Raw genomic sequence first — 19,241 nt, 5'->3', positions numbered from 1 at the left:
TTCGGGAGGGGGCATCAGGGGGCGTGAAAGGGGGCGCGTGCCCCTGCCCGCCCCTTCGGACCTGTCGTCGCCCTCCCGCCCGCGCGCCCCGCGGGCGGTCGGCGGGCCCCGACAGGCCGGCCGCTCAGTGGCTACCCGAGTGCCCGTGGACGTATTCCGTCGGGAGGACGGGTTCCCCGCGGGACAGCTGGGTCGCCGACAGGGGCAGGCCGGCGCGGGCCGCCGTGTGCCGGTCGCGGGCGGTGTCCAGCGGCTCGCGGGCGGTGTCCAGGGGCTCTCCGCCCTTGACCAGCTCGACCAGGAGCTGGTTGCCGGCCAGCTCGCCGGGCACCGCCCCGGTGCCCACGACCTCGGCCTCGGCGACCCCGTCCCCGTCCAGCCGCCGTGCGGCCCACTTGCGCCCACCGGCGGAGGTCTTGCCGCCGGACGACCTCTTCGCCACCGGCACCAGCGGCGCCGCCGGGTCGGCGGACTCGGCGCGGGCGACCAGCTTGTAGACCATCGAGCAGGTGGGGTGCCCGGAGCCGGTCACGAGCTGGGTGCCGACGCCGTAGGCGTCCACGGGCGCCGCCGCCAGCGAGGCGATGGCGTACTCGTCCAGGTCGGAGGTCACGATGATCTTCGTGTGGCGGGCGCCCAGCTCGTCCAGCTGCTGCCGCACCCGGTGCGCGACCAGCAGCAGGTCGCCGGAGTCGATGCGGACGGCGCCCAGCCCGGGTCCGGCCACCTGCACCGCCGTACGGACGGCCTCGGCGACGTCGTAGGTGTCCACCAGCAGCGTCGTGCCCCGGCCCATGGAGTCGACCTGGGCCCGGAAGGCGTCCCGCTCCCGGTCGTGCAGCAGGGTGAAGGCGTGGGCGGAGGTGCCGACGGTGGGGATGCCGTAGCGGAACCCCGCCGCCAGGTCGGAGGTGGAGGTGAAGCCGCCCACGTACGCGGCGCGCGCGGCGGCCACGGCGGCCAGCTCGTGGGTGCGCCGGGCGCCCATCTCGACCAGGGGGCGGTCGCCGGCGGCGGACGCCATGCGGGAGGCGGCCGCGGCGATCGCCGAGTCGTGGTTGAGGATCGACAGGATCACCGTCTCCAGGAGCACGCACTCGGCGAAGGAGCCCTCCACCCGCAGGATCGGCGAGCCGGGGAAGTACACCTCGCCCTCCGGGTAGCCCCAGACGTCACCCGAGAAGCGGTATCCGGCCAGCCATTGGAGGGTCTCCTCGTCGACGATCCTCCGCTCGCGCAGGAAGCCGAGGAGATCCGCGTCGAAGCGGAAGTTCTCCACCGCGTCCAGGACGCGTCCGGTGCCCGCCACGACGCCGTAGCGCCGTCCCTCGGGCAGCCGCCGGGTGAAGACCTCGAAGACGCTGCGCCGTTGGGCCGTTCCGCCCTTCAGGGCGGCCTGGAGCATCGTCAGCTCGTAGTGGTCGGTGAAGAGCGCCGTCGAGGGAACGCCCACCCGTCTCCCCCCACCGCCCTTCCGCGGGGGCGCTTCGCGCCCTTCTTCCTCCGGCAGCCCAGGGTCCGCAGTGTTCATGACGACAGATGCTACTCCCATTTCGTCAGTGTGACGATTTCCGGGGTGCGTGGCAGCATGGGCACTGTGACGGCTGCCGCACCCATCGAGATCGAGAAGACCGAGCCGGCGGAGGAGGTCTTCGCCGTACCCGAGCCCGACGTGCCCTGGGTGACGATCGTCCACAACGACCCCGTCAACCTCATGAGCTATGTGACGTACGTCTTCCAGTCGTACTTCGGCTACTCCAAGGACAAGGCCACCAAGCTCATGCTCGACGTCCACCACAAGGGCCGGGCGGTCGTCTCCAGCGGCACGCGCGAGGAGATGGAGCGCGACGTGCAGGCCATGCACGGCTACGGTCTGTGGGCCACCCTCCAGCAGGACCGCAAGTAAGCCGTCCGCACACCGCCCACCAGCGAAAAGACCTCATGCCCGGACAATTCGAACCGCTCCCCGGCGGCGGCGCGGCCGTCGCCCTCGACGACGTCGAGATCTCCATCATCCGCTCACTCGCCGTGCAGCTGCTGGAGCTGATCGGCCCCGGCCCCGCCGAGGACGCCCCGGACGACCCGCTCGCCGAGCTGTTCGCCGAGGGCCCGAGCGAGCCCCCGTCCGACCCGGTCCTCAGGCGCCTCTTCCCCGACGCCTACGGCGATCCCGGCAAGGAGCCCGCCTCGCCGCAGGAGGCCGAGGAGTGCAGGGCCAGCTCCGCGGAGTTCCGCCGCTACACCGAGAACGACCTGCGGGCCCGCAAGCGGGAGGACGCGCTGGCGATGATCCGCTCGCTGGACGCGCTGACGTCGGCGGGCGACGGGGGAGCGGTCCTCAAGCTCTCCGCCGAGGAGTCCCGGCAGTGGCTGGGCGCGCTCAACGACCTGCGCCTGGCGATCGGCTCCCGCCTGGAGATCGGCGACGAGGACGACGGCGACCTGCTCTACCGGCTGCCCGACGAGGACCCCCGCAAGCCGATGGTGATGGCCTATCTGTGGCTCGGCGGGCTCCAGGAGACGCTGGTCTCCACCCTCCTGGCCTGACGCGCAGCCACCGGAAGAGCCTTTCGTGTTCGCTCAGCGGACGCTCAAATCCGGATAACGATCCCGTCACCGCCCCTGGGGTTTCGTCCCCGGGGGCGTTTTCGTGTGAGGTCACTCACCCAAGGCTTCGTAAACAGCGTGGTAAGAACTGGCAACCTGCGTGCGGCCCACCCTCAGCCGCCGCACAGCCGAGGCCGGCCACCGCCGGTGCGCACCGATCAGCACGTCAGAACGACAGAACCACCGGGGAAGCGATTCGCCGCCCGCGTCCACGGGCCGCGCGCCGCTGCTCCCCGTCCCTGTCGCCGAACGGACGACGGCGTTCGCTCATCCCGCACTCCGTACTGCTGCGCCCTGCATGCACGTCCCCGCGCCACCGATGTAGCTCGATGTCACTCGACTCCGTCACCACGTCCATTGACGACGCCGTCAGCGGATTCTTCGAACCCATCGCCAGGAAACTCGGCGAGATCGTCTTCTACTCCGTCCCCGTCGGTGGAACGGAGCTGCCGCTCATCGTGGCCTGGCTCGTCGTCGCCGGCCTGGTGTTCACCACCTGGTTCGGCTTCGTGCAGGTGCGCAGGTTCAAGGTGGCCCTGGACGTCGTCCGCGGCAAGTACGACGAGAAGGGCTCCGAGGGCGAGGTCAACCACTTCCAGGCCCTGACCGCCGCCGTCTCCGGCACCGTCGGCCTCGGCAACATCGCCGGTGTCGCCGTCGCCGTCTCCATCGGCGGGCCCGGCGCCACCTTCTGGATGATCCTGTGCGGCCTGCTCGGCATGGCCACCAAGTTCGTCGAGGTCACACTCGGTGTGAAGTACCGCGAGGTGCACCCCGACGGCACCGTCTCCGGCGGCCCGATGCACTACCTGCCCAAGGGTCTCGCCGAGCGCTTCGGCAGCGGCGGCGCCAAGCTGGGCAAGGTCCTGGCGGTCCTCGCCTCCGTGATGGTCCTCTTCTTCGGCCTCTTCGGCGGCAACCTCTTCCAGGTCAACCAGAGCTACACCCAGCTCGTCTCCGTGGCCGGCGGCGAGAACGGCGCCCTCGGCTCCTCGGCCGGCGCGCTCTTCTTCGGCCTCCTGATCGCCGCCCTGGTGGGCATCGTGCTGCTCGGCGGCATCCGCTCCATCGCCTCGGTCACCAGCCGCCTGGTCCCCGCCATGGCGATCATCTACATCGCCGCCTGCCTCCTGGTGATCGGCGTCAACGTCACCGAGCTGCCCGCCGCGTTCGCCACCATCGTCGACGGAGCCTTCCACCCCGAGGGCGTCGCCGGCGGCATCGTCGGCGCCCTGATCATCGGCTTCAAGCGGGCCGCCTTCTCCAACGAGGCCGGCCTCGGCTCCGCGCCGATCGCCCACTCCGCGGTGAAGACCAAGCACCCTGCCAGCGAGGGCCTGGTGGCCCTGCTGGAGCCGTTCATCGACACGGTCGTCATCTGCACCATGACCGCGCTGACCATCGTCATCGCCAACCCGGCCAGCTGGGCCGCCGCCCGCAGGGGCGAGTCCGTCGGCGGTGTCACCATCACCTCCGACGCCTTCGGGACCGTCCTGCCCTGGTTCCCGTACGTACTGACCGTCGCGGTGCTGCTCTTCGCCGTCTCGACCGTGCTGACCTGGGGCTACTACGGCCTCAAGGCCTGGACGCACCTGTTCGGGCGCAGCCGCGTCAGCGAGGTCGCCTACAAGGCCCTCTACACCCTGTTCGCGGTGGCCGGCTCCCTGCTGACCCTGCAGACGCTGATCGACCTCGCCGACGCCGTGCTCTTCGTGCTCGCCGTCATCAACATCGTGGGCCTGTACCTGCTGGCCCCGCTGGTCCGGCGCGAGCTCAACTCCTTCCTGGACTTCGCCCGCCGCAAGGCGACGCGCACCGTCGAGGACGTCGAGGAGGAGCCGGAGACCGTCGGCGTCCGCTGAGCCTTTCGACCGCCCCGCACCCCCCGGGCCCGCCCGCACCGATCACCGGTGCGGGCGGGCCCGCGGTCCGTCGGCGACCGGCCCGCCCCGGCCCCCTGTTCGCTCAAAGGACACTCAAATCCGGATAACGATCACGTTACCCGGGCTGTCGGATGCGCCTGTTCCACCCTCCCTTTGTCCGGTTCTCCCGTGCAATGGATCACACGGCGGCCCCGTGATCCCGCTCGCCGCCGTGATAGATCTTCACGATCGCCCGCCGCGCACCACCCATATGTCCGGCGGGTGCGCCACCGAGCCGGTGACCGCCGGCCAGGCACGGGCGAGCCCGCACGGCTCGCCCAGCTCCATCAGTCCGGGGGGAACGGAAACCGGTCCGGGGCCGACCACAGGCCGGGGCCGGTATGGAGAAAGGCGCACCACCAGCATGACCTCACAGCAGGTCGACCAGGGGGCCACCCCCGAGGAGGGCTACGAGCGCGGGCTCGGCAGCCGCCAGGTCCAGATGATCGCGATCGGCGGCGCGATCGGCGTCGGCCTCTTCCTGGGCGCCGGCGCGAACATCGCCAAGGCCGGACCCAGCCTCATCCTCATGTACGCCCTCGCCGGCGTGATCATCTTCTTCATCATGCGGGCGCTCGGCGAGCTCCTGCTCTACCGTCCCGTCTCGGGCTCCTTCGCCGAGTACTCCCGCGAGTTCCTCGGCCCGTTCTTCGGCTACTTCACCGGCTGGACGTACTGGCTGATGTGGGTCGTCACCGGCATGGCCGAACTCACGGCCACCGCGATCTACGTCAACTACTGGTTCCCGGCGGTCCCGCAATGGGTGACCGCCCTCGTCTTCCTGGTGATCCTCTTCGGGGCCAACCTGATCTCCGTGAAGCTCTTCGGCGAGCTGGAGTTCTGGTTCTCGATGGTCAAGGTCACCGCACTGCTCGGCATGATCGTCATCGGCCTCGGAGTGCTCACCTTCGGCTTCTCCTCCGCGGGCGACACCGCCGCGGTCTCCAACCTCTGGGCCTTCGACGGCTTCTTCCCCAAGGGTGTCGGCTCCTCCCTGATGACCCTTCAGGGCGTGATGTTCGCCTACCTCGCCGTCGAGCTGGTCGGCGTCACCGCCGGTGAGTCCGAGCACCCCGAGAAGACCCTCCCCAAGGCCATCAACACCCTTCCGTGGCGCATCGCCCTGTTCTACGTCGGCGCCCTCACCGTGATCCTGTGCGTGGTGAAGTGGACCGAGTTCGCACCCGGTGTGAGCCCCTTCGTCGCCGCCTTCGCCAGGATCGGCATCCCGGCCGGGGCGGGCGTCGTCAACTTCGTCGTGCTCACCGCGGCCCTGTCCTCCTGCAACTCGGGCATGTACTCCACCGGCCGCATGTTGCGCACCCTCGCCGACAACGGAGAGGCGCCCGCGGCCTTCCGCAGGCTGTCCGCCACCAAGACCCCCGCGCTCGGCATCACCGTCTCGGTCGCCTTCATGGGCATCGGCGTGCTCCTCAACTACGTCGTCCCGGAGAAGGCCTTCGGCTACGTCACCTCCGTCGCCACCGCGGCCGGCATCTGGACGTGGCTGATGATCCTCGTCAGCCACGTCCTGTACCGCCGCGCGGTCAGGGCAGGCCGGCTGCCCGCCTCCTCCTTCCCGGCGCCGGGCGGCGCGGTGTGCAGCTGGATCGCCATCGTGTTCCTGCTCTTCGTCACCTGCCTGATCGCCTACGACCGCGACGCGCGCACCTGCCTGTACGTCATGGCCGTCTGGGCGATCGCCCTCGGCGTCGGCTGGTCCGTGCTGAAGGCCCGCAACCCGCGGATCACCCGGCGCGCCGAGGAGCCCGTGCTGGAGAAGGTCGGCTGACCACCCCCGAAGGGCGCCCGGCCGGAGGGGGTACTCGTGGCCTCCTCTCCGGCTGCCGCTCGGGGTGTCCGGCATATGGGCCGTTCCGTACCACTCCTCGGTACGGAACGGCCCTTCTGCTTATCCTGACGGACATGCTGACCATCACCCAGGCCCTCTACGACCAGATCGTCGCCCACGCCCGCAAGGACCACCCCGACGAGGCGTGCGGCGTCGTCGCGGGCCCGGCGGGCTCGGACCGCCCCGAGCGTTTCATCCCCATGCTGAACGCGGCCATGTCGCCCACCTTCTACGAGTTCGACTCGGGCGACCTGCTCAGGCTGTACCGCGAGATGGACGACCGCGACGAGGAGCCGGTGGTGATCTACCACTCCCACACCGCGACCGAGGCCCACCCCTCCCGTACGGACATCTCCTACGCCAACGAACCCGGCGCCCACTACGTGCTGGTGTCCACCGCCGACACCGACGGACTCGGCGAGTTCCAGTTCCGCTCCTTCCGGATCGCGGCCGGGGCGGTCGAGGAGGAGGAGGTCGCGGTGGTGGAGTCGTACTGAACGGCGCCGCGGGCCGGGATCCCGTCCGGCACCCTGGCCGCCCGATGTCCCCCCGATCGCACCCCTATCAGGCGATCTCACATTCCGGGCGGCTGTCGTCCGGGATATGGGATCACACTCCGGGAGCCGGACCGGGAATCGATACGATGAACCCATGGTTCTGTACGACGTGAGCGAAAATGCGCCGGGCATGCTGCTCGTGGCGCGGCTGCACGTCGACCTGTGCCGGCTGAACAGCGCCATCTGTTGACACTTCCTGCCACCCTACGGCCCTGAGCCGTCGCGCGCCGCTGCACGCCCACAGACCCGACCAATCCTTCCGACAGGAGCCCTGACCCATGGCCATCGAGGTCCGCATCCCCACCATCCTCCGCCAGTACACCGACGGTCAGAAGGCGGTGGAGGGCAAAGGCGAGACCCTCGCCGAACTGTTCACCGACCTCGACACCCGGCATGCGGGCATCCGGGCCCGCATCGTGGACGGCGAGCAGCTGCGCCGCTTCGTCAACGTCTACCTGAACGACGAGGACGTCCGCTTCCTCGACGGCATCGACACCAAGCTCACCGACGGCGACAACGTCACGATCCTGCCGGCCGTGGCCGGCGGCATGGTCTGATCACTCATGCGCTACGACTCCCCGCTGGACGCGGTAGGCAACACCCCCCTGGTGCACCTGCCGCGCCTGTCGCCGTCCGAGGACGTCCGCATCTGGGCCAAGCTGGAGGACCGCAACCCCACCGGCTCGATCAAGGACCGCCCGGCCCTCTACATGATCGAGCAGGCGGAGAAGGACGGCCGCCTGACCCCGGGCTGCACGATCCTGGAGCCGACCTCCGGCAACACCGGCATCTCCCTGGCCATGGCGGCCAAGCTCAAGGGCTACCGCATGGTCTGCGTGATGCCCGAGAACACCTCGCAGGAGCGCCGGGACCTGCTGGCCATGTGGGGTGCGGAGATCATCTCGTCCCCGGCCGCAGGCGGCTCCAACACCGCCGTCCGCGTCGCCAAGGAACTGGCCGCCGAGCACCCCGACTGGGTCATGCTCTACCAGTACGGCAACCCGGACAACGCCGGTGCCCACTACGCGACGACCGGCCCGGAGATCCTGGCGGACCTGCCCTCGATCACCCACTTCGTCGCGGGCCTGGGCACCACGGGCACCCTGATGGGCGTCGGCCGCTACCTGCGCGAGCACAAGCCCGACGTGAAGATCGTCGCCGCCGAGCCGCGCTACGACGACCTGGTCTACGGCCTGCGCAACCTCGACGAGGGCTTCGTGCCCGAGCTGTACGACGCCACCGTCCTCACCACCCGCTTCTCGGTCGGCTCGGCCGACGCCGTGACCCGTACCCGGGAGCTTCTCCAGCAGGAGGGCATCTTCGCGGGCGTCTCCACCGGTGCCGCCCTGCACGCGGCGATCGGCGCGGGCCGCAAGGCGGTCAAGGCGGGCGAGAGCGCGGACATCGCGTTCGTCGTGGCCGACGGCGGCTGGAAGTACCTGTCCACCGGCGTCTACACCGCGGCCACCACCGAAGAGGCCATCGAGACGCTCCAGGGCCAGCTCTGGGCGTAGCCCCTCCGTCCCACCGACCGTCCCCCCGGTCCCTCCGTACCTCCCCGGGCCCCAGCCGCTCCACCGGCCGGGGCCTTTTGCTGTCCCCGGGCGGGGATCCCGCGGCGCCCGGGGAACGTCATACAGGTGAAGAGCGACGGCCGGCGGGACCGCACAGCCCCGCCGTCCCCGCACCGACCCTGCTGAAAGGCGGACGCCATGCGCCGTACCACGTTCCGGCGGACGACCGCCGCCGCGGTGACCGCGGCGGCCCTGTCCCTCGTGGCCTGCGGCACGCAGGACGGGACCGGCACGTCCGGCAGCGGTTCCCCGTCCGCATTCTCGCCGACGTCGTCCGCACCCTCGCCGTCCGCGACCCCGGGTGACGGCTGCGTCCGCCACGTCCAGCTCACCGAGGACGACGACGGAGCGACGGTCTGCCTGGTGCGCGGCGGTGATGTCCGGCTCACCCTGGACGGCACGAGCGAACGCCCCTGGTCGCCCGTCGAGGCTTCGGGGGACGTCCTGGAGCCCGTCAACGCGGGCATCGTGATCCTCCCCGGGGACGCCGTCGCCGCCTTCCGCGCCGTGGCGCCCGGCACCGCCCGGCTGACCTCGGCGCGCCCCGTCTGTGCCTCGCAGTCCCAGCACGCGCACTGCCACGCACTCCGCTCCTGGTCGGTCACCGTGACCGTCCGCTGACCGCGCGGGCGCAGGGCACCCCGGCGACGGCCACACACCGGACAGCAGCGTCACCAACCTGCCGGGACAAACACCCCCTAGTGCCGCAACAGGCAACGTTCGCCGCGTCGTGCCGCCCGGCACGCACTCCGGCCGCACCGGCCGAAAGCCCGAGTACGCCCAGTACGAGGACTTCCGGTCGGCGCGCCGGGAGCACGCACCGGACGCCGCGACTTGACGGGCGAACGTTGCCTGCCGCGGCACTAGTCCGCGAGATACCGCACCTGGTCCCACAGGACCGGGTCCACCACGCCCACCCGCCGGCGGAAGCCGCTCACCGGCACCTCCCGCAGCTCGTCGGTCTCCAGGAAGCTCGCCCGGCCACGCGCGTCGCCCACGGCACCCGGCGGCAGCGGGATCACCCCCGCCCGCTCGTCGCGGTACCTCGTGGTGATCTTCGCGACCACCGCCCGGCCGCCCCGCACCGAAAGCACCAGACAGGGCCGGTCCTTGCGACCCGGCCCGTCCTCGAACGGCACGTCCGCCCACCAGATCTCCGCGGGCTCCGGCCGCGCCCCGCGCGCCGTTCTCCGCACCGGCGTGCGAGCCCGCCACCCGCCGTTGGGGGGCCGCGGCGACCGGCCCCATCCGTCGACGAGAACGGCGGCCAGTGCGAGGAGCACCACCGCCGCGAGCGCCAGCCACCAGGACGTGTCCATACGATGACGTTACCGGCGCGCGATCGGCGCTGCGCGCCCTCTCCTCACTTCGTGCGACGGTGCGTCCGCCGTCCACACCCCACGTCCAGCCGAACCGGTGACAGCGCAGGTGAGTTCGCCCACAACAGCCCTTGGCGGAGGAGCGACCGGGGGTTTTGCGCCTTACGCTCGACGAACCGCACGACCCCTGACGCCCCCCTTGTCTCGTCTTCCGCCAACGGAGGTTTCTGCTCCATGAAGCTCACCGTCGTCGGCTGCTCGGGGTCATTCCCGTCCGCGGAATCGGCCTGCTCGAGCTACCTCGTCGAGGCCGACGGCTTCCGGCTGCTTCTCGACATGGGCAACGGCGCCCTCGGCGAGCTGCAGCGCCACTGCGGTCTCTACGACCTCGACGCGATCTTCCTGAGCCACCTGCACGCCGACCACTGCATCGACATGCTGGCGTACTTCGTGGCGCGCTACTACCGCTACGACGGCGGCCGGTGCGCCCCCCTCCCGGTCTACGGGCCCGAGGGCACCGAGCACCGCCTGACCACGGCCTACGCGGACACCCCGTCGGCCTCCTCGATGAGCGAGGTCTTCGACTTCCACACGGTCAAGCCGTCCACCTTCGACATCGGCCCGTTCACCGTGCACACCGAACGCGTGGCCCACCCGGTGGAGGCGTACGGCATCCGGATCGAGCACGGCGGCAGGACCCTGACGTACTCGGGCGACACGGGCGTCACCTCCGTGCTGGACGACCTCGCGCGGGACGCCGACCTCTTCCTGTGCGAGGCCGCTTTCACGCACGGCAAGGAGGACATCCCCGACCTCCACCTCAACGGCCGCGAGGCGGGGGAGACGGCGGCCCGGGCCGGAGCCCGCCGCCTGGTGCTCACCCATGTCCCCCCGTGGACCGACCCGCAGGTCAACCTGGCGGACGCACGGGCGGTGTTCGACGGTCCGGTGGACCTGGCGGCGCCGGGGGCGACGTACGAGATCTAGCCTGCTTCACGCGGGTGGCGCCCCGCTCGGAGGGCGGCGCCGAGCGACATGACGAAGGCCCCTGGGGCTCGGGCGTGCCCGGCTCCGGGGGCCTTCGTCTGGTTCTCAGGACCGGCTCACGCCTTGGTGAGGTCCTCGAGCTCCTCCTCGGGCTCGCGGCCCGGGGTGGGGAGGTTGAACCTGGTGATCGCGAAGCGGAAGACCACGTAGTAGACCGCCCCGAAGATCAGGCCGACGGGGATCATCAGCCAGGGCTTGGTGGAGATGCCCCAGTTGATGAGGACGTCGGTGAGACCGGCCGAGAAGCTGAAGCCCATGTGGATGCCGAGGGCCCAGGTGACGGCCATCGACACCGCGGTGAGCACCGCGTGGATCGCGTAGAGCAGCGGGGCGATGAACATGAACGAGAACTCGATCGGCTCGGTGACACCGGTGACGAACGAGGTCAGGGCCAGCGAGATCATCATGCCCATCACGGCCTTGCGGCGCTCGGGGCGGGCCGAGTGCGCGATGGCGAATGCGGCGGCCGGCAGACCGAACATCATGATCGGGAAGAAGCCGGTCATGAACATACCGGCGTCCGGGTCACCGGCGAAGAAGCGCGGCAGGTCGCCGTGGAAGACGGTGCCGGCGGAGTTGGTGAAGTCACCGATCTGGAACCACGCGACGGAGTTGACGAACTGGTGCATGCCGATCGGGATCAGCGCGCGGTTGATCAGACCGAACAGGGCCGAGCCGCCGGCGCCGAGGCCGGTCATCCACTCGCCGAAGTTGGTGATCTGGTCACCGATGGGCTGCCAGCCGAGGACCACCAGGACACCCAGCGCGGCGCCGACGCCGGCCGTGATGATCGGCACGAGCCGACGGCCGTTGAAGAAGCCCAGCCAGTCGACGAGCTTCTTGCGGTGGTAGCGCTGCCACAGCACGGCGGTCAGCAGGCCGATGATGATGCCGCCGAGCACACCCGGGTTCTGGAAGCTCGCGACCTGCGCCGCTTCGGTACCCTTCTGCCAGAAGCCGCCGCCGAGCCCGGTCGGTGTGTACGTGGCGCCCTCGTGCCCGTCCTTGATCGGGAACTGGTGGATCACCGCGTAGTAGGTGAGGAAGGCGACCACGGCGGCCAGCGCCGTCGAGCCGTCGGCCTTCTTCGCGAAGCCGATGGCCACGCCGATGCAGAACAGCAGGGGAAGGCCGAAGGAACTGTCGAACAGGACACCGCCGGCGCCGGCGAAGACCTTGGCGACGTTCTGGGGGAGGTGCAGCTTCTCCTGGACGTCGGGCTGGCCCAGGCGCATCAGGATGCCCGCCGCCGGCAGGACGGCGATGGGGAGCTGGAGGCTGCGGCCGACCTTCTGCAGGCCCTGGAACAGGCCGGATCCCCGCTTCTTTGCGGGGGCCGCCGATGCGGTGGCGGTGCTCATAGACTTCCTCCATCGGGTGGTGGTCTACACCACTCAGTGGTGTAGACCTGTTGTAACACGATGAAGGTGCCGTAAGGAACCCGTCAAAATCGCAACCGGAGCGCTACGGCGCGTGCCGTTCCCGAAACGTGACGAAGGGCCCCCGGACCCGTGGTCCGAAGGCCCGAAACCCCTGCGCCATCAGGCCCTTGTGACGTCCTCGACCTCACCCTCCGGCTCCCTGCCGGGGGTCTTCAGGTCGAACCGGATGATCGCAAAGCGGAACACGAGGTAGTAGACCGCCGCGAAGCCCAGCCCGATCGGGACGATCGCCCACGGACGGGTCGCCAGGTTCCAGTTGATGACGTAGTCGATCAAACCGGCCGAGAAGCTGAACCCGTCGTGCACCCCCAGTCCCCACGTCACCGCCATCGACACACCCGTCAGCAACGCATGCACCGCATACAGCAGCGGAGCGACGAACAGGAACGAGTACTCGATCGGCTCGGTGATCCCCGTGACGAACGACGTCAGCGCCACCGACAGCATCAGCCCGCCCACCGCCTTGCGCCGCTCCGGCCGCGCACAGTGCGTGATCGCCAACGCCGCCGCCGGCAACGCGAACATCATGATCGGGAAGAAGCCCGACGTGAACTGACCCGCATCCGGGTCCCCCGCCAGGAACATGTTGATGTCACCGTGCACCACCGTGCCGTCCGGCTTGGTGTAACTGCCGAACTGGAACCAGATCGGCACGTTCAGGAACTGATGCAGTCCCACCACCAGCAGCGCACGGTTCGCCACCCCGAACACACCCGCACCCCACGGCCCCGCGTCCCGCAGCCACTGACTGAAACTCTCCAGACCGTCACCGATCGGCGGCCACACCCACAGGCACAGCGCCGCGAACCCGATCGCCACGAACGCCATGAGGATCGGCACCAACCGCCGCCCGTTGAAGAAACCCAGCCAGTCCACCAGCTTCGTCCGATGGAACCGCGCCCAGAAATACGCCGCCAGCAGCCCCATCACGATCCCCCCGAAGACCCCCGGGTTCTGGAACGTGAACGGCGTCACCCCACCCCCCGTCTCCGTCACCTGGCAGCCGACCTGGGCCACCGCCGTCGAACCCTCCGGGCAGTCCTCGGGGAACTGGTGCAACACGTTGTAGTAGACGAGGAAACCCGCCACCGCCGCCAACGCCGTCGACCCGTCGGCCTTCCTCGCCATCCCGATCGCCACACCCACGCAGAACAGCAGCGGCAGCCCCAGCGAACCGTCCAGCAGCGCCCCGCCCGCGCCCGCCATCACCTTCGAGACGTCCGTCCACCCCAGCCCGTCGTCCCCGAACACGTCCGGCTGCCCCAGCCGGTTCAGGATGCCCGCCGCGGGCAGCACCGCGATCGGCAGCTGCAGACTCCGCCCCATCTTCTGCAGACCCTGGAAGAAATGCCCCCAGCGCTCCCGTACACCGCTCCCGGGACGTTCGGCAGCACTCTCGGCACTCATCGGCATCCTCCGCGCAGGGCCGTATTTGGCGACCGTCCGGCAGCTGGTGTAGACCAGTCGGCAAGCGGTTCGGTTCCGCCGTCGTGAGCGCCATCATTCGGTACACACAGCATGACCGCTCGCGAAGCTGGGCCAACTGTGGGTTACTGCGACTACTGCGACTCAGCGCGTCGCACCAGGGATTTCAGGGAGACGGAACATGGCCAGCAAGGCTGAGAAGATCGTCGCCGGGCTCGGTGGCATCGAGAACATCGACGAGATCGAGGGCTGCATCACGCGCCTGCGCACCGAAGTGAACGACGCCTCCCTGGTCGACGAGGCCGCCCTGAAGGCCGCCGGCGCCCACGGCGTCGTCAAGATGGGCACCGCGGTCCAGGTCGTCATCGGCACCGACGCCGACCCCATCGCCGCGGAGATCGAAGACATGATGTGAGCCGCCGCGGGCCCCACCACGGCCCGCACCTCACCCGGAAGGGGCACTTCCCACCAAGGGAAGGGCCCCTTCCGCCGCTACGGCTAGGCTCGACGCCATGTCCTCAACGCCTCGAACCGACGGCCGCACCCCCGGCCAGCTCCGCCCGGTCACCATCGAACGCGGCTGGAGCAAGCACGCCGAAGGCTCCGTCCTCGTCTCCTTCGGCGACACGAAGGTCCTCTGCACCGCCTCCTTCACCGAGGGCGTCCCGCGCTGGCGCAAGGGCAGCGGCGAGGGCTGGGTCACCGCCGAGTACTCCATGCTCCCCCGCGCCACCAACACCCGCGGCGACCGCGAATCCGTCAAGGGGCGCATCGGCGGCCGGACCCACGAGATCAGCCGCCTCATCGGCCGCTCCCTGCGCGCCGTCCTCGACTGCAAGGCCCTCGGCGAGAACACCATCGTCCTCGACTGCGACGTCCTCCAGGCCGACGGCGGCACCCGCACCGCCGCCATCACCGGCGCCTACGTCGCCCTCGCCGACGCCGTCACCTGGGCCCAGGCCAAGAAGCTGATCAAACCCGGCCGCCAGCCCCTCGTCGGCACCGTCTCCGCCGTCTCCGTCGGCATCGTCGGCGGCATCCCCCTCCTCGACCTCTGCTACGAGGAGGACGTCCGCGCCGAGACCGACATGAACGTCGTCTGCACCGGCGACGGCCGCTTCGTCGAGGTGCAGGGCACCGCCGAGGCCGAGCCGTTCGCCCGCGACGAACTCAACGCCCTGCTCGACCTCGCCGTCTCCGGCTGCACCGAACTCGCCGCAGCACAGCGCACCGCACTCGACACCGTCCGCGAACCGTAGGGCGCCCCCCGGCACCGGGGGCGGCACGGGCAACCGTGCCGCCCCCGTTCGCGTCCTCAACGGTGACGACACGGGCCCGGGAGGCCTGCCCAAGGGGAGGGGAACACAGCCATGGCCGCGAGCCGACGCCCACGCCGAGGCCGCCGCATCACCGGCGTCGCCGCCGCCGTCGCAGCCACCGCACTCACCGTCGGCCTCACCACCGGCTGCGACGCCGTCGACAAGGCCCTCGACTGCGTCCAGACCGCCGACGCCATCGCCGACAGCGTCACCCGGCTCCAGCAGGCCGCCGAGAACACCGCCGACGACCCCACCCGGCTCGACGAGTCCCTCGCCGCCATCGACACCGACCTCGACAGGATCGGCGACAGGACCGACAACGCCGACGTCAACAAGGCCGTGGACGACCTCGGCAAAGCCGTCGACAACGTCCGCACCGCCGTCCGCGACGGCGACACCAACCCCGACGTCGGCCCCGTCACCGACGCCGCCGGTGAACTGACCAAGGTCTGCACGCCCTAGGTCGGTTGACCCGGGACGCCCGGCCCACACCGGAGAGCGCGTCCGCCCGAGGGCGGAGTCGCGCGGCCGGCCCCGGGCGCCCCGCGCGCACGCTCGCCACGGCGTCCGGCACCGCCACGTACGCCCGGTACGACGCGCCCCGCCTCGTGGATCCCGCACACGGACGCCACCGGACACCGAGGGGCCCCCGGGCGGGCGCCGCCACTGCCGCCACCCCCGGGACCACCCCCGGGCCGCTCCCGGACGACCTCCCCGGCACCCCCTCAAGATGCACCGGAAGCGCCCGGCGCCCCGGCCCCGCGAACCGAGCCGGGATACTGGACGCCATGACCCGCTTGATCCTCGCCACCCGCAACACCGGAAAGATCACCGAGCTGAGGGCGATCCTCGCCGAAGCCGGACTCCCGCACGAACTCGTCGGCGCCGACGCCTATCCCGACCTCCCCGACGTCAAGGAAACCGGCCTCACCTTCGCCGAGAACGCCCTGCTCAAAGCGCACGCCCTCGCCCGCGCCACCGGCCTGCCCGCCATCGCCGACGACTCCGGCCTCTGCGTGGACGTCCTCGGCGGCGCCCCCGGCATCTTCTCCGCCCGCTGGGCCGGCCGCCACGGCGACGACCGGGCCAACCTCGACCTCCTGCTCGCCCAGCTCTCCGACATCGCCGACGCACACCGCGCCGCGCACTTCGCCTGCGCCGCAGCCCTCGCCCTCCCCGACGGCACCGAACGGGTCGTCGAGGGCCGCCTCCCCGGCACCCTGCGCAGAGCGCCCGCCGGCACCAACGGCTTCGGCTACGACCCGATCCTCCAGCCGGACGGGGAGACCCGCACGTGCGCCGAACTGACCCCGGACGAGAAGAACGCCATCAGCCACCGGGGCCGCGCCTTCCGCGCCCTGGCCCCGGCGGTACGCGAACTCCTCGGCTGAACCGGCGCGGGCGCCGTCCCGCGGTCCCGCCGCCGGCCCGCTGCCAGTGCGGCCCCGGGCGGGGCGGTTGCGCGTGGGGTCCGGTGAGCGAGGCGAGGGTTCGATCCGTGTGCCACGCGGATCGAACCCTCGAAGTGCGAACGGTGCGGTCGGTGGGACTCGAACCCACACGGGATTGCTCCCACGGGCACCTAAAACCCGCGCGTATCGCCTATTTCGCCACGACCGCCCCAAAGCGGACAACGGATCATTCCGTGCCGCCCTCTGCCCACAGTGTACGGGGGCTCCCGTGCTCGGTGCGCCGGGTGTTCCTGCGGCACCATGTTGCCCTCAGGGCGTGGCAGTTCGGGCAGAGGTAGCGCAGGTTCCCGATGCGGTTGTCGAGCCGGTCGCCGTCGATGTGGTCGATGTGCAGTGTGATCGGCCGCCCCAGCCACTCGCCGCGGTTTCCGCATGACACGCACGCGTACGCCACGCCCCGCTCCGCGAGGGCCGCGTGCAGTCGCTCCCGCTTGGGCCGTGCCGATCCGGACGGCAGGACGACGAGTACGCCGTCGGCACGCGGGCGCGGTACCACGGTGGGCGCCGCAGTCCGGGGGCGCCGCGTGAAATGGTCGATGTCGAGGCCGAGTTGCGCCACCCTGCGCCGGATTCTGCGGTGATTCGTGTGCGTGACGCAGTCCCATGGCGCGCATGACGTCCGCGTAGCTGTGGGCGGAGCGCACTGCGGTGCGCAGGATGTCGTCCGGGAGGGCCGGCCTGCCGTGCCGGAAGTGCGTGGTGTCGATCCGCCGGTGCCTGAGCATGCGGCCCAGGGCTGCCCTGGACCGCCCGTCGTCCGGAACGCCGAGCGTGCGCGCCGCGCCGCGGACGCTGTCCGCGCTGGCGGCGGCGGTCCTCAGCTCCTCGTCGGTGAAGGGCAGGTAGACCGCCGACCGGGTGAGGCCGGGGAAGTGACCGGCGTCGATGCCCGCAGCCTCGATCCGGCGGCGCAGGTGGGCGAGGGTACCGCTCGCCGGGGTCGCGCCCAGCCGGAGGGCGACCTCGCGCAGGGTCGTGGACGACGCGACCGCCTCGGCGATCGCGCTGTCCGGGTAGCGGCGCCGTGCGGCCTGCCGCCGGAAGTGCCCGGTGTCGATGCCGTACCCGGCGACCTTCTGCTGGAGCACCCGTCGCTGACCGCCGCTGGGTCGGAGCCCGAGGCGGCGCATCAACTCGTTCCAGCTCCGCGACGCGCTCACCGCGGTCGCCAAGGTCTCGCGGGCGTAGGCGCCGGTACGGCTCATTTCCCCCTCCGATCGTCCGGGTGTTCCCCCCTCGCACGGAGTAACGATGCGGAGGGGGGAGGGGCACGCCCGGCCGGGGAGGGGGAGAGGGGTCAGATGCCCAGGTCCTTGATGATCTTGGCTACGTGGCCCGTCGCCTTCACGTTGTACAGCGCGCGCTCGACCTTGCCGTCCTCGCCGACGATCACGGTGGAGCGGATGACGCCGACGACGGTCTTGCCGTACAGCTTCTTCTCGCCGAAGGCGCCGTAGGCTTCGAGGGTCTCCTTGCCGGGGTCGGCGAGGAGGGTGACCTTCAGGTCCTCCTTCTCGCGGAACTTCCCCAGCTTCTCCGGCTTGTCGGGGGAGATGCCGATGACGTCGTAGCCGGCGCCGGCCAGCAGGTCGAGGTTGTCGGTGAAGTCGCAGGCCTGCTTCGTGCAGCCGGGGGTCAGGGCTGCCGGGTAGAAGTAGACGATGACCTTGCGGCCCTTGTGGTCCGACAGGGAGACCTCGTGGCCGTCGGCGTCGGGCAGGGTGAAGGCGGGGGCCACGTCCCCGGGCTGGAGTCGCTCGCTCATCGGTCCAGCGTAACCGGGGGTCCCGGCGGTGCGGCGGGGCCGAGAGCTGACAGACTGTCCGGAACAGCATCGGATTGACTTCGGAGGCCGAACGGTGGCGGACACGTCGGACACCAGAACCCCGGCGCAGATCGAGGCGGACATCAGGCGCCGCCGTGACGTGCTGGCCGAGACGCTCGACGAGATCGGGGTGCGGGTGCACCCGAAAACGATCGTCGGGGATGCGAAGGCCAAGGTCGTCTCCCATGTCGACCACACGGTCGGGAGGGCCTATGTGCAGGTCAACCGGGCCGTGAGCGAGGTGAGGGCGCAGCTCACGGACGAGGACGGGGCACCCCGTATGGAGCGGGTCGTGCCGGTGGCGCTGCTGGCCGTCGGGGTGGTGGGCCTGCTCGTCGTGGGCATGCGGCGCCGTCGGCGCTGAGCCGGTCCGGACGGGCCGACCCCGGCTCCGGACGGATCCGCTTCCGGCAGGTAGGTTCAGTGGTGTGAGCGCCAACAGAAACGAGCACAGCACCCATCCCGACAAGCTGCCCATTCGCATGCTGCACGACCGCGTCCTCGTGCGGCAGGACACCAGCGAGGGCGAGCGGCGTTCCGGTGGCGGCATCCTGATCCCGGCCACCGCGGCCGTGGGCCGTCGGCTGGCGTGGGCCGAGGTCGTCGCGGTGGGGCAGAACGTACGGACCGTGGAGCCGGGCGACCGGGTCCTGTACGACCCGGAGGACCGTGCCGAGGTCGAGGTGCGGGGGATCGCCTACGTGCTCATGCGCGAGCGCGACCTGCATGCGGTGGCCGCGGACCGGTTCGAGGGGTCGGAGGACTCCACGGGCCTGTACCTGTGAGGCAGTGGTTGCGGTACCGGTGATCGCCCGGTGCCGAAGGGGCTGGTGAGCGACGTCACCGGCCCCTTTCTGCTGTCCGGCTGCTCCGGGCGCCC

23 protein-coding genes and 1 tRNA gene are annotated in these 19,241 nt (G+C 70.7%); 17 read left to right on the top strand and 7 right to left on the bottom strand.

Going from position 1 to position 19,241, the window contains the following annotated elements; genetic code table 11:
* Positions 1-124 precede the first annotated feature (124 nt).
* Positions 125-1,531, bottom strand: a complete 1,407-nt coding sequence (locus I3F54_RS11465) for a nicotinate phosphoribosyltransferase (RefSeq protein ID WP_275675998.1) — start codon at positions 1,529-1,531, stop codon at positions 125-127.
* Positions 1,532-1,588: 57 nt separating this feature from the next.
* Between I3F54_RS11465 and clpS the strand changes: the two genes are divergently transcribed.
* The 9 genes from clpS (at position 1,589) to I3F54_RS11425 (ending at position 9,133) form a co-directional block, all read left to right on the top strand.
* The gene (gene clpS, locus I3F54_RS11460; protein WP_240118580.1) at positions 1,589-1,906 is read left to right on the top strand and encodes an ATP-dependent Clp protease adapter ClpS; all 318 of its coding nucleotides are present in this window, start codon (positions 1,589-1,591) and stop codon (positions 1,904-1,906) included.
* A 35-nt stretch (positions 1,907-1,941) separates the two neighbouring features.
* Positions 1,942-2,547, top strand: coding sequence for a DUF2017 domain-containing protein (locus I3F54_RS11455; RefSeq protein ID WP_240118579.1), 606 nt, complete (start codon positions 1,942-1,944; stop codon positions 2,545-2,547).
* 389 nt (positions 2,548-2,936) lie between these two features.
* A complete protein-coding gene (locus I3F54_RS11450) occupies positions 2,937-4,469 on the top strand; it encodes a sodium:alanine symporter family protein (RefSeq protein WP_240118578.1) in 1,533 nt (510 codons plus the stop codon).
* Between the two features lie 424 nt (positions 4,470-4,893).
* Positions 4,894-6,321, top strand: coding sequence for an amino acid permease (locus I3F54_RS11445; RefSeq protein WP_240118577.1), 1,428 nt, complete (start codon positions 4,894-4,896; stop codon positions 6,319-6,321).
* 134 nt (positions 6,322-6,455) lie between these two features.
* The gene (locus I3F54_RS11440; RefSeq protein ID WP_240118576.1) at positions 6,456-6,878 is read left to right on the top strand and encodes a Mov34/MPN/PAD-1 family protein; all 423 of its coding nucleotides are present in this window, start codon (positions 6,456-6,458) and stop codon (positions 6,876-6,878) included.
* A 154-nt stretch (positions 6,879-7,032) separates the two neighbouring features.
* A complete protein-coding gene (locus I3F54_RS32510; RefSeq protein WP_374205901.1) occupies positions 7,033-7,128 on the top strand; it encodes a putative leader peptide in 96 nt (31 codons plus the stop codon).
* A gap of 88 nt (positions 7,129-7,216) precedes the next feature.
* Entirely contained in the window at positions 7,217-7,495 is a 279-nt protein-coding gene (locus I3F54_RS11435) for a MoaD/ThiS family protein (RefSeq protein ID WP_205384006.1), read from the top strand.
* A 6-nt stretch (positions 7,496-7,501) separates the two neighbouring features.
* On the top strand, positions 7,502-8,452 hold the full coding sequence (locus tag I3F54_RS11430) for a PLP-dependent cysteine synthase family protein (protein ID WP_240118575.1): 951 nt from the start codon (positions 7,502-7,504) through the stop codon (positions 8,450-8,452).
* Positions 8,453-8,650: 198 nt separating this feature from the next.
* Positions 8,651-9,133, top strand: a complete 483-nt coding sequence (locus I3F54_RS11425) for a hypothetical protein (RefSeq protein WP_240118574.1) — start codon at positions 8,651-8,653, stop codon at positions 9,131-9,133.
* Positions 9,134-9,375: 242 nt separating this feature from the next.
* Here the strand turns inward: I3F54_RS11425 and I3F54_RS11420 are convergent, their stop codons facing one another.
* The gene (locus I3F54_RS11420) at positions 9,376-9,831 is read right to left on the bottom strand and encodes a type II toxin-antitoxin system PemK/MazF family toxin (protein WP_240118573.1); all 456 of its coding nucleotides are present in this window, start codon (positions 9,829-9,831) and stop codon (positions 9,376-9,378) included.
* A gap of 234 nt (positions 9,832-10,065) precedes the next feature.
* Here I3F54_RS11420 and I3F54_RS11415 point away from each other — a divergent pair, with 234 nt between their 5' ends.
* A complete protein-coding gene (locus I3F54_RS11415; protein ID WP_240118572.1) occupies positions 10,066-10,818 on the top strand; it encodes an MBL fold metallo-hydrolase in 753 nt (250 codons plus the stop codon).
* Between the two features lie 116 nt (positions 10,819-10,934).
* Here I3F54_RS11415 and I3F54_RS11410 read toward each other — a convergent pair whose 3' ends face one another.
* Both I3F54_RS11410 and I3F54_RS11405 read right to left on the bottom strand, forming a co-directional pair.
* Entirely contained in the window at positions 10,935-12,239 is a 1,305-nt protein-coding gene (locus I3F54_RS11410) for a PTS transporter subunit EIIC (protein WP_240118571.1), read from the bottom strand.
* 180 nt (positions 12,240-12,419) lie between these two features.
* Positions 12,420-13,727: a PTS transporter subunit EIIC gene (locus I3F54_RS11405; protein ID WP_240118570.1), complete on the bottom strand. Its 1,308-nt coding sequence runs from the start codon at positions 13,725-13,727 to the stop codon at positions 12,420-12,422.
* A gap of 199 nt (positions 13,728-13,926) precedes the next feature.
* Between I3F54_RS11405 and I3F54_RS11400 the strand changes: the two genes are divergently transcribed.
* The 4 genes from I3F54_RS11400 (at position 13,927) to rdgB (ending at position 16,455) form a co-directional block, all read left to right on the top strand.
* Positions 13,927-14,160, top strand: a complete 234-nt coding sequence (locus I3F54_RS11400; protein WP_205383999.1) for a glucose PTS transporter subunit EIIB — start codon at positions 13,927-13,929, stop codon at positions 14,158-14,160.
* Positions 14,161-14,257: 97 nt separating this feature from the next.
* A complete protein-coding gene (gene rph, locus I3F54_RS11395; protein ID WP_240118569.1) occupies positions 14,258-15,004 on the top strand; it encodes a ribonuclease PH in 747 nt (248 codons plus the stop codon).
* Positions 15,005-15,115: 111 nt separating this feature from the next.
* The gene (locus I3F54_RS11390) at positions 15,116-15,526 is read left to right on the top strand and encodes a hypothetical protein (protein ID WP_240118568.1); all 411 of its coding nucleotides are present in this window, start codon (positions 15,116-15,118) and stop codon (positions 15,524-15,526) included.
* 326 nt (positions 15,527-15,852) lie between these two features.
* The gene (gene rdgB, locus I3F54_RS11385; protein WP_240118567.1) at positions 15,853-16,455 is read left to right on the top strand and encodes an RdgB/HAM1 family non-canonical purine NTP pyrophosphatase; all 603 of its coding nucleotides are present in this window, start codon (positions 15,853-15,855) and stop codon (positions 16,453-16,455) included.
* A gap of 144 nt (positions 16,456-16,599) precedes the next feature.
* On the opposite strand, the gene I3F54_RS11380 is transcribed toward rdgB, so the two are convergent.
* Positions 16,600-16,684, bottom strand: a tRNA-Leu gene (locus tag I3F54_RS11380).
* Between the two features lie 18 nt (positions 16,685-16,702).
* Positions 16,703-17,095, bottom strand: coding sequence for an HNH endonuclease (locus I3F54_RS32365; protein WP_240118566.1), 393 nt, complete (start codon positions 17,093-17,095; stop codon positions 16,703-16,705).
* 164 nt (positions 17,096-17,259) lie between these two features.
* On the opposite strand from I3F54_RS32365, the gene I3F54_RS32045 reads away from it, so the two are divergent.
* Entirely contained in the window at positions 17,260-17,382 is a 123-nt protein-coding gene (locus tag I3F54_RS32045) for a hypothetical protein (protein ID WP_275675997.1), read from the top strand.
* Between the two features lie 451 nt (positions 17,383-17,833).
* Here the strand turns inward: I3F54_RS32045 and bcp are convergent, their stop codons facing one another.
* Positions 17,834-18,301, bottom strand: coding sequence for a thioredoxin-dependent thiol peroxidase (gene bcp / locus I3F54_RS11370; RefSeq protein ID WP_240118565.1), 468 nt, complete (start codon positions 18,299-18,301; stop codon positions 17,834-17,836).
* A gap of 94 nt (positions 18,302-18,395) precedes the next feature.
* Here bcp and I3F54_RS11365 point away from each other — a divergent pair, with 94 nt between their 5' ends.
* On the top strand, positions 18,396-18,725 hold the full coding sequence (locus tag I3F54_RS11365) for a DUF3618 domain-containing protein (RefSeq protein ID WP_240118564.1): 330 nt from the start codon (positions 18,396-18,398) through the stop codon (positions 18,723-18,725).
* Between the two features lie 64 nt (positions 18,726-18,789).
* Positions 18,790-19,146 (top strand): co-chaperone GroES, encoded by a 357-nt coding sequence (locus I3F54_RS11360; RefSeq protein WP_110628446.1) that lies wholly within the window; start codon positions 18,790-18,792, stop codon positions 19,144-19,146.
* Positions 19,147-19,241 lie beyond the last annotated feature (95 nt).

The organism is Streptomyces sp. MUM 2J (genome assembly GCF_022414535.1).
In the GTDB taxonomy this organism is placed as follows: Bacteria; Actinomycetota; Actinomycetes; order Streptomycetales; family Streptomycetaceae; genus Streptomyces.
This window is presented reverse-complemented; position numbering and strand designations above follow the sequence as displayed.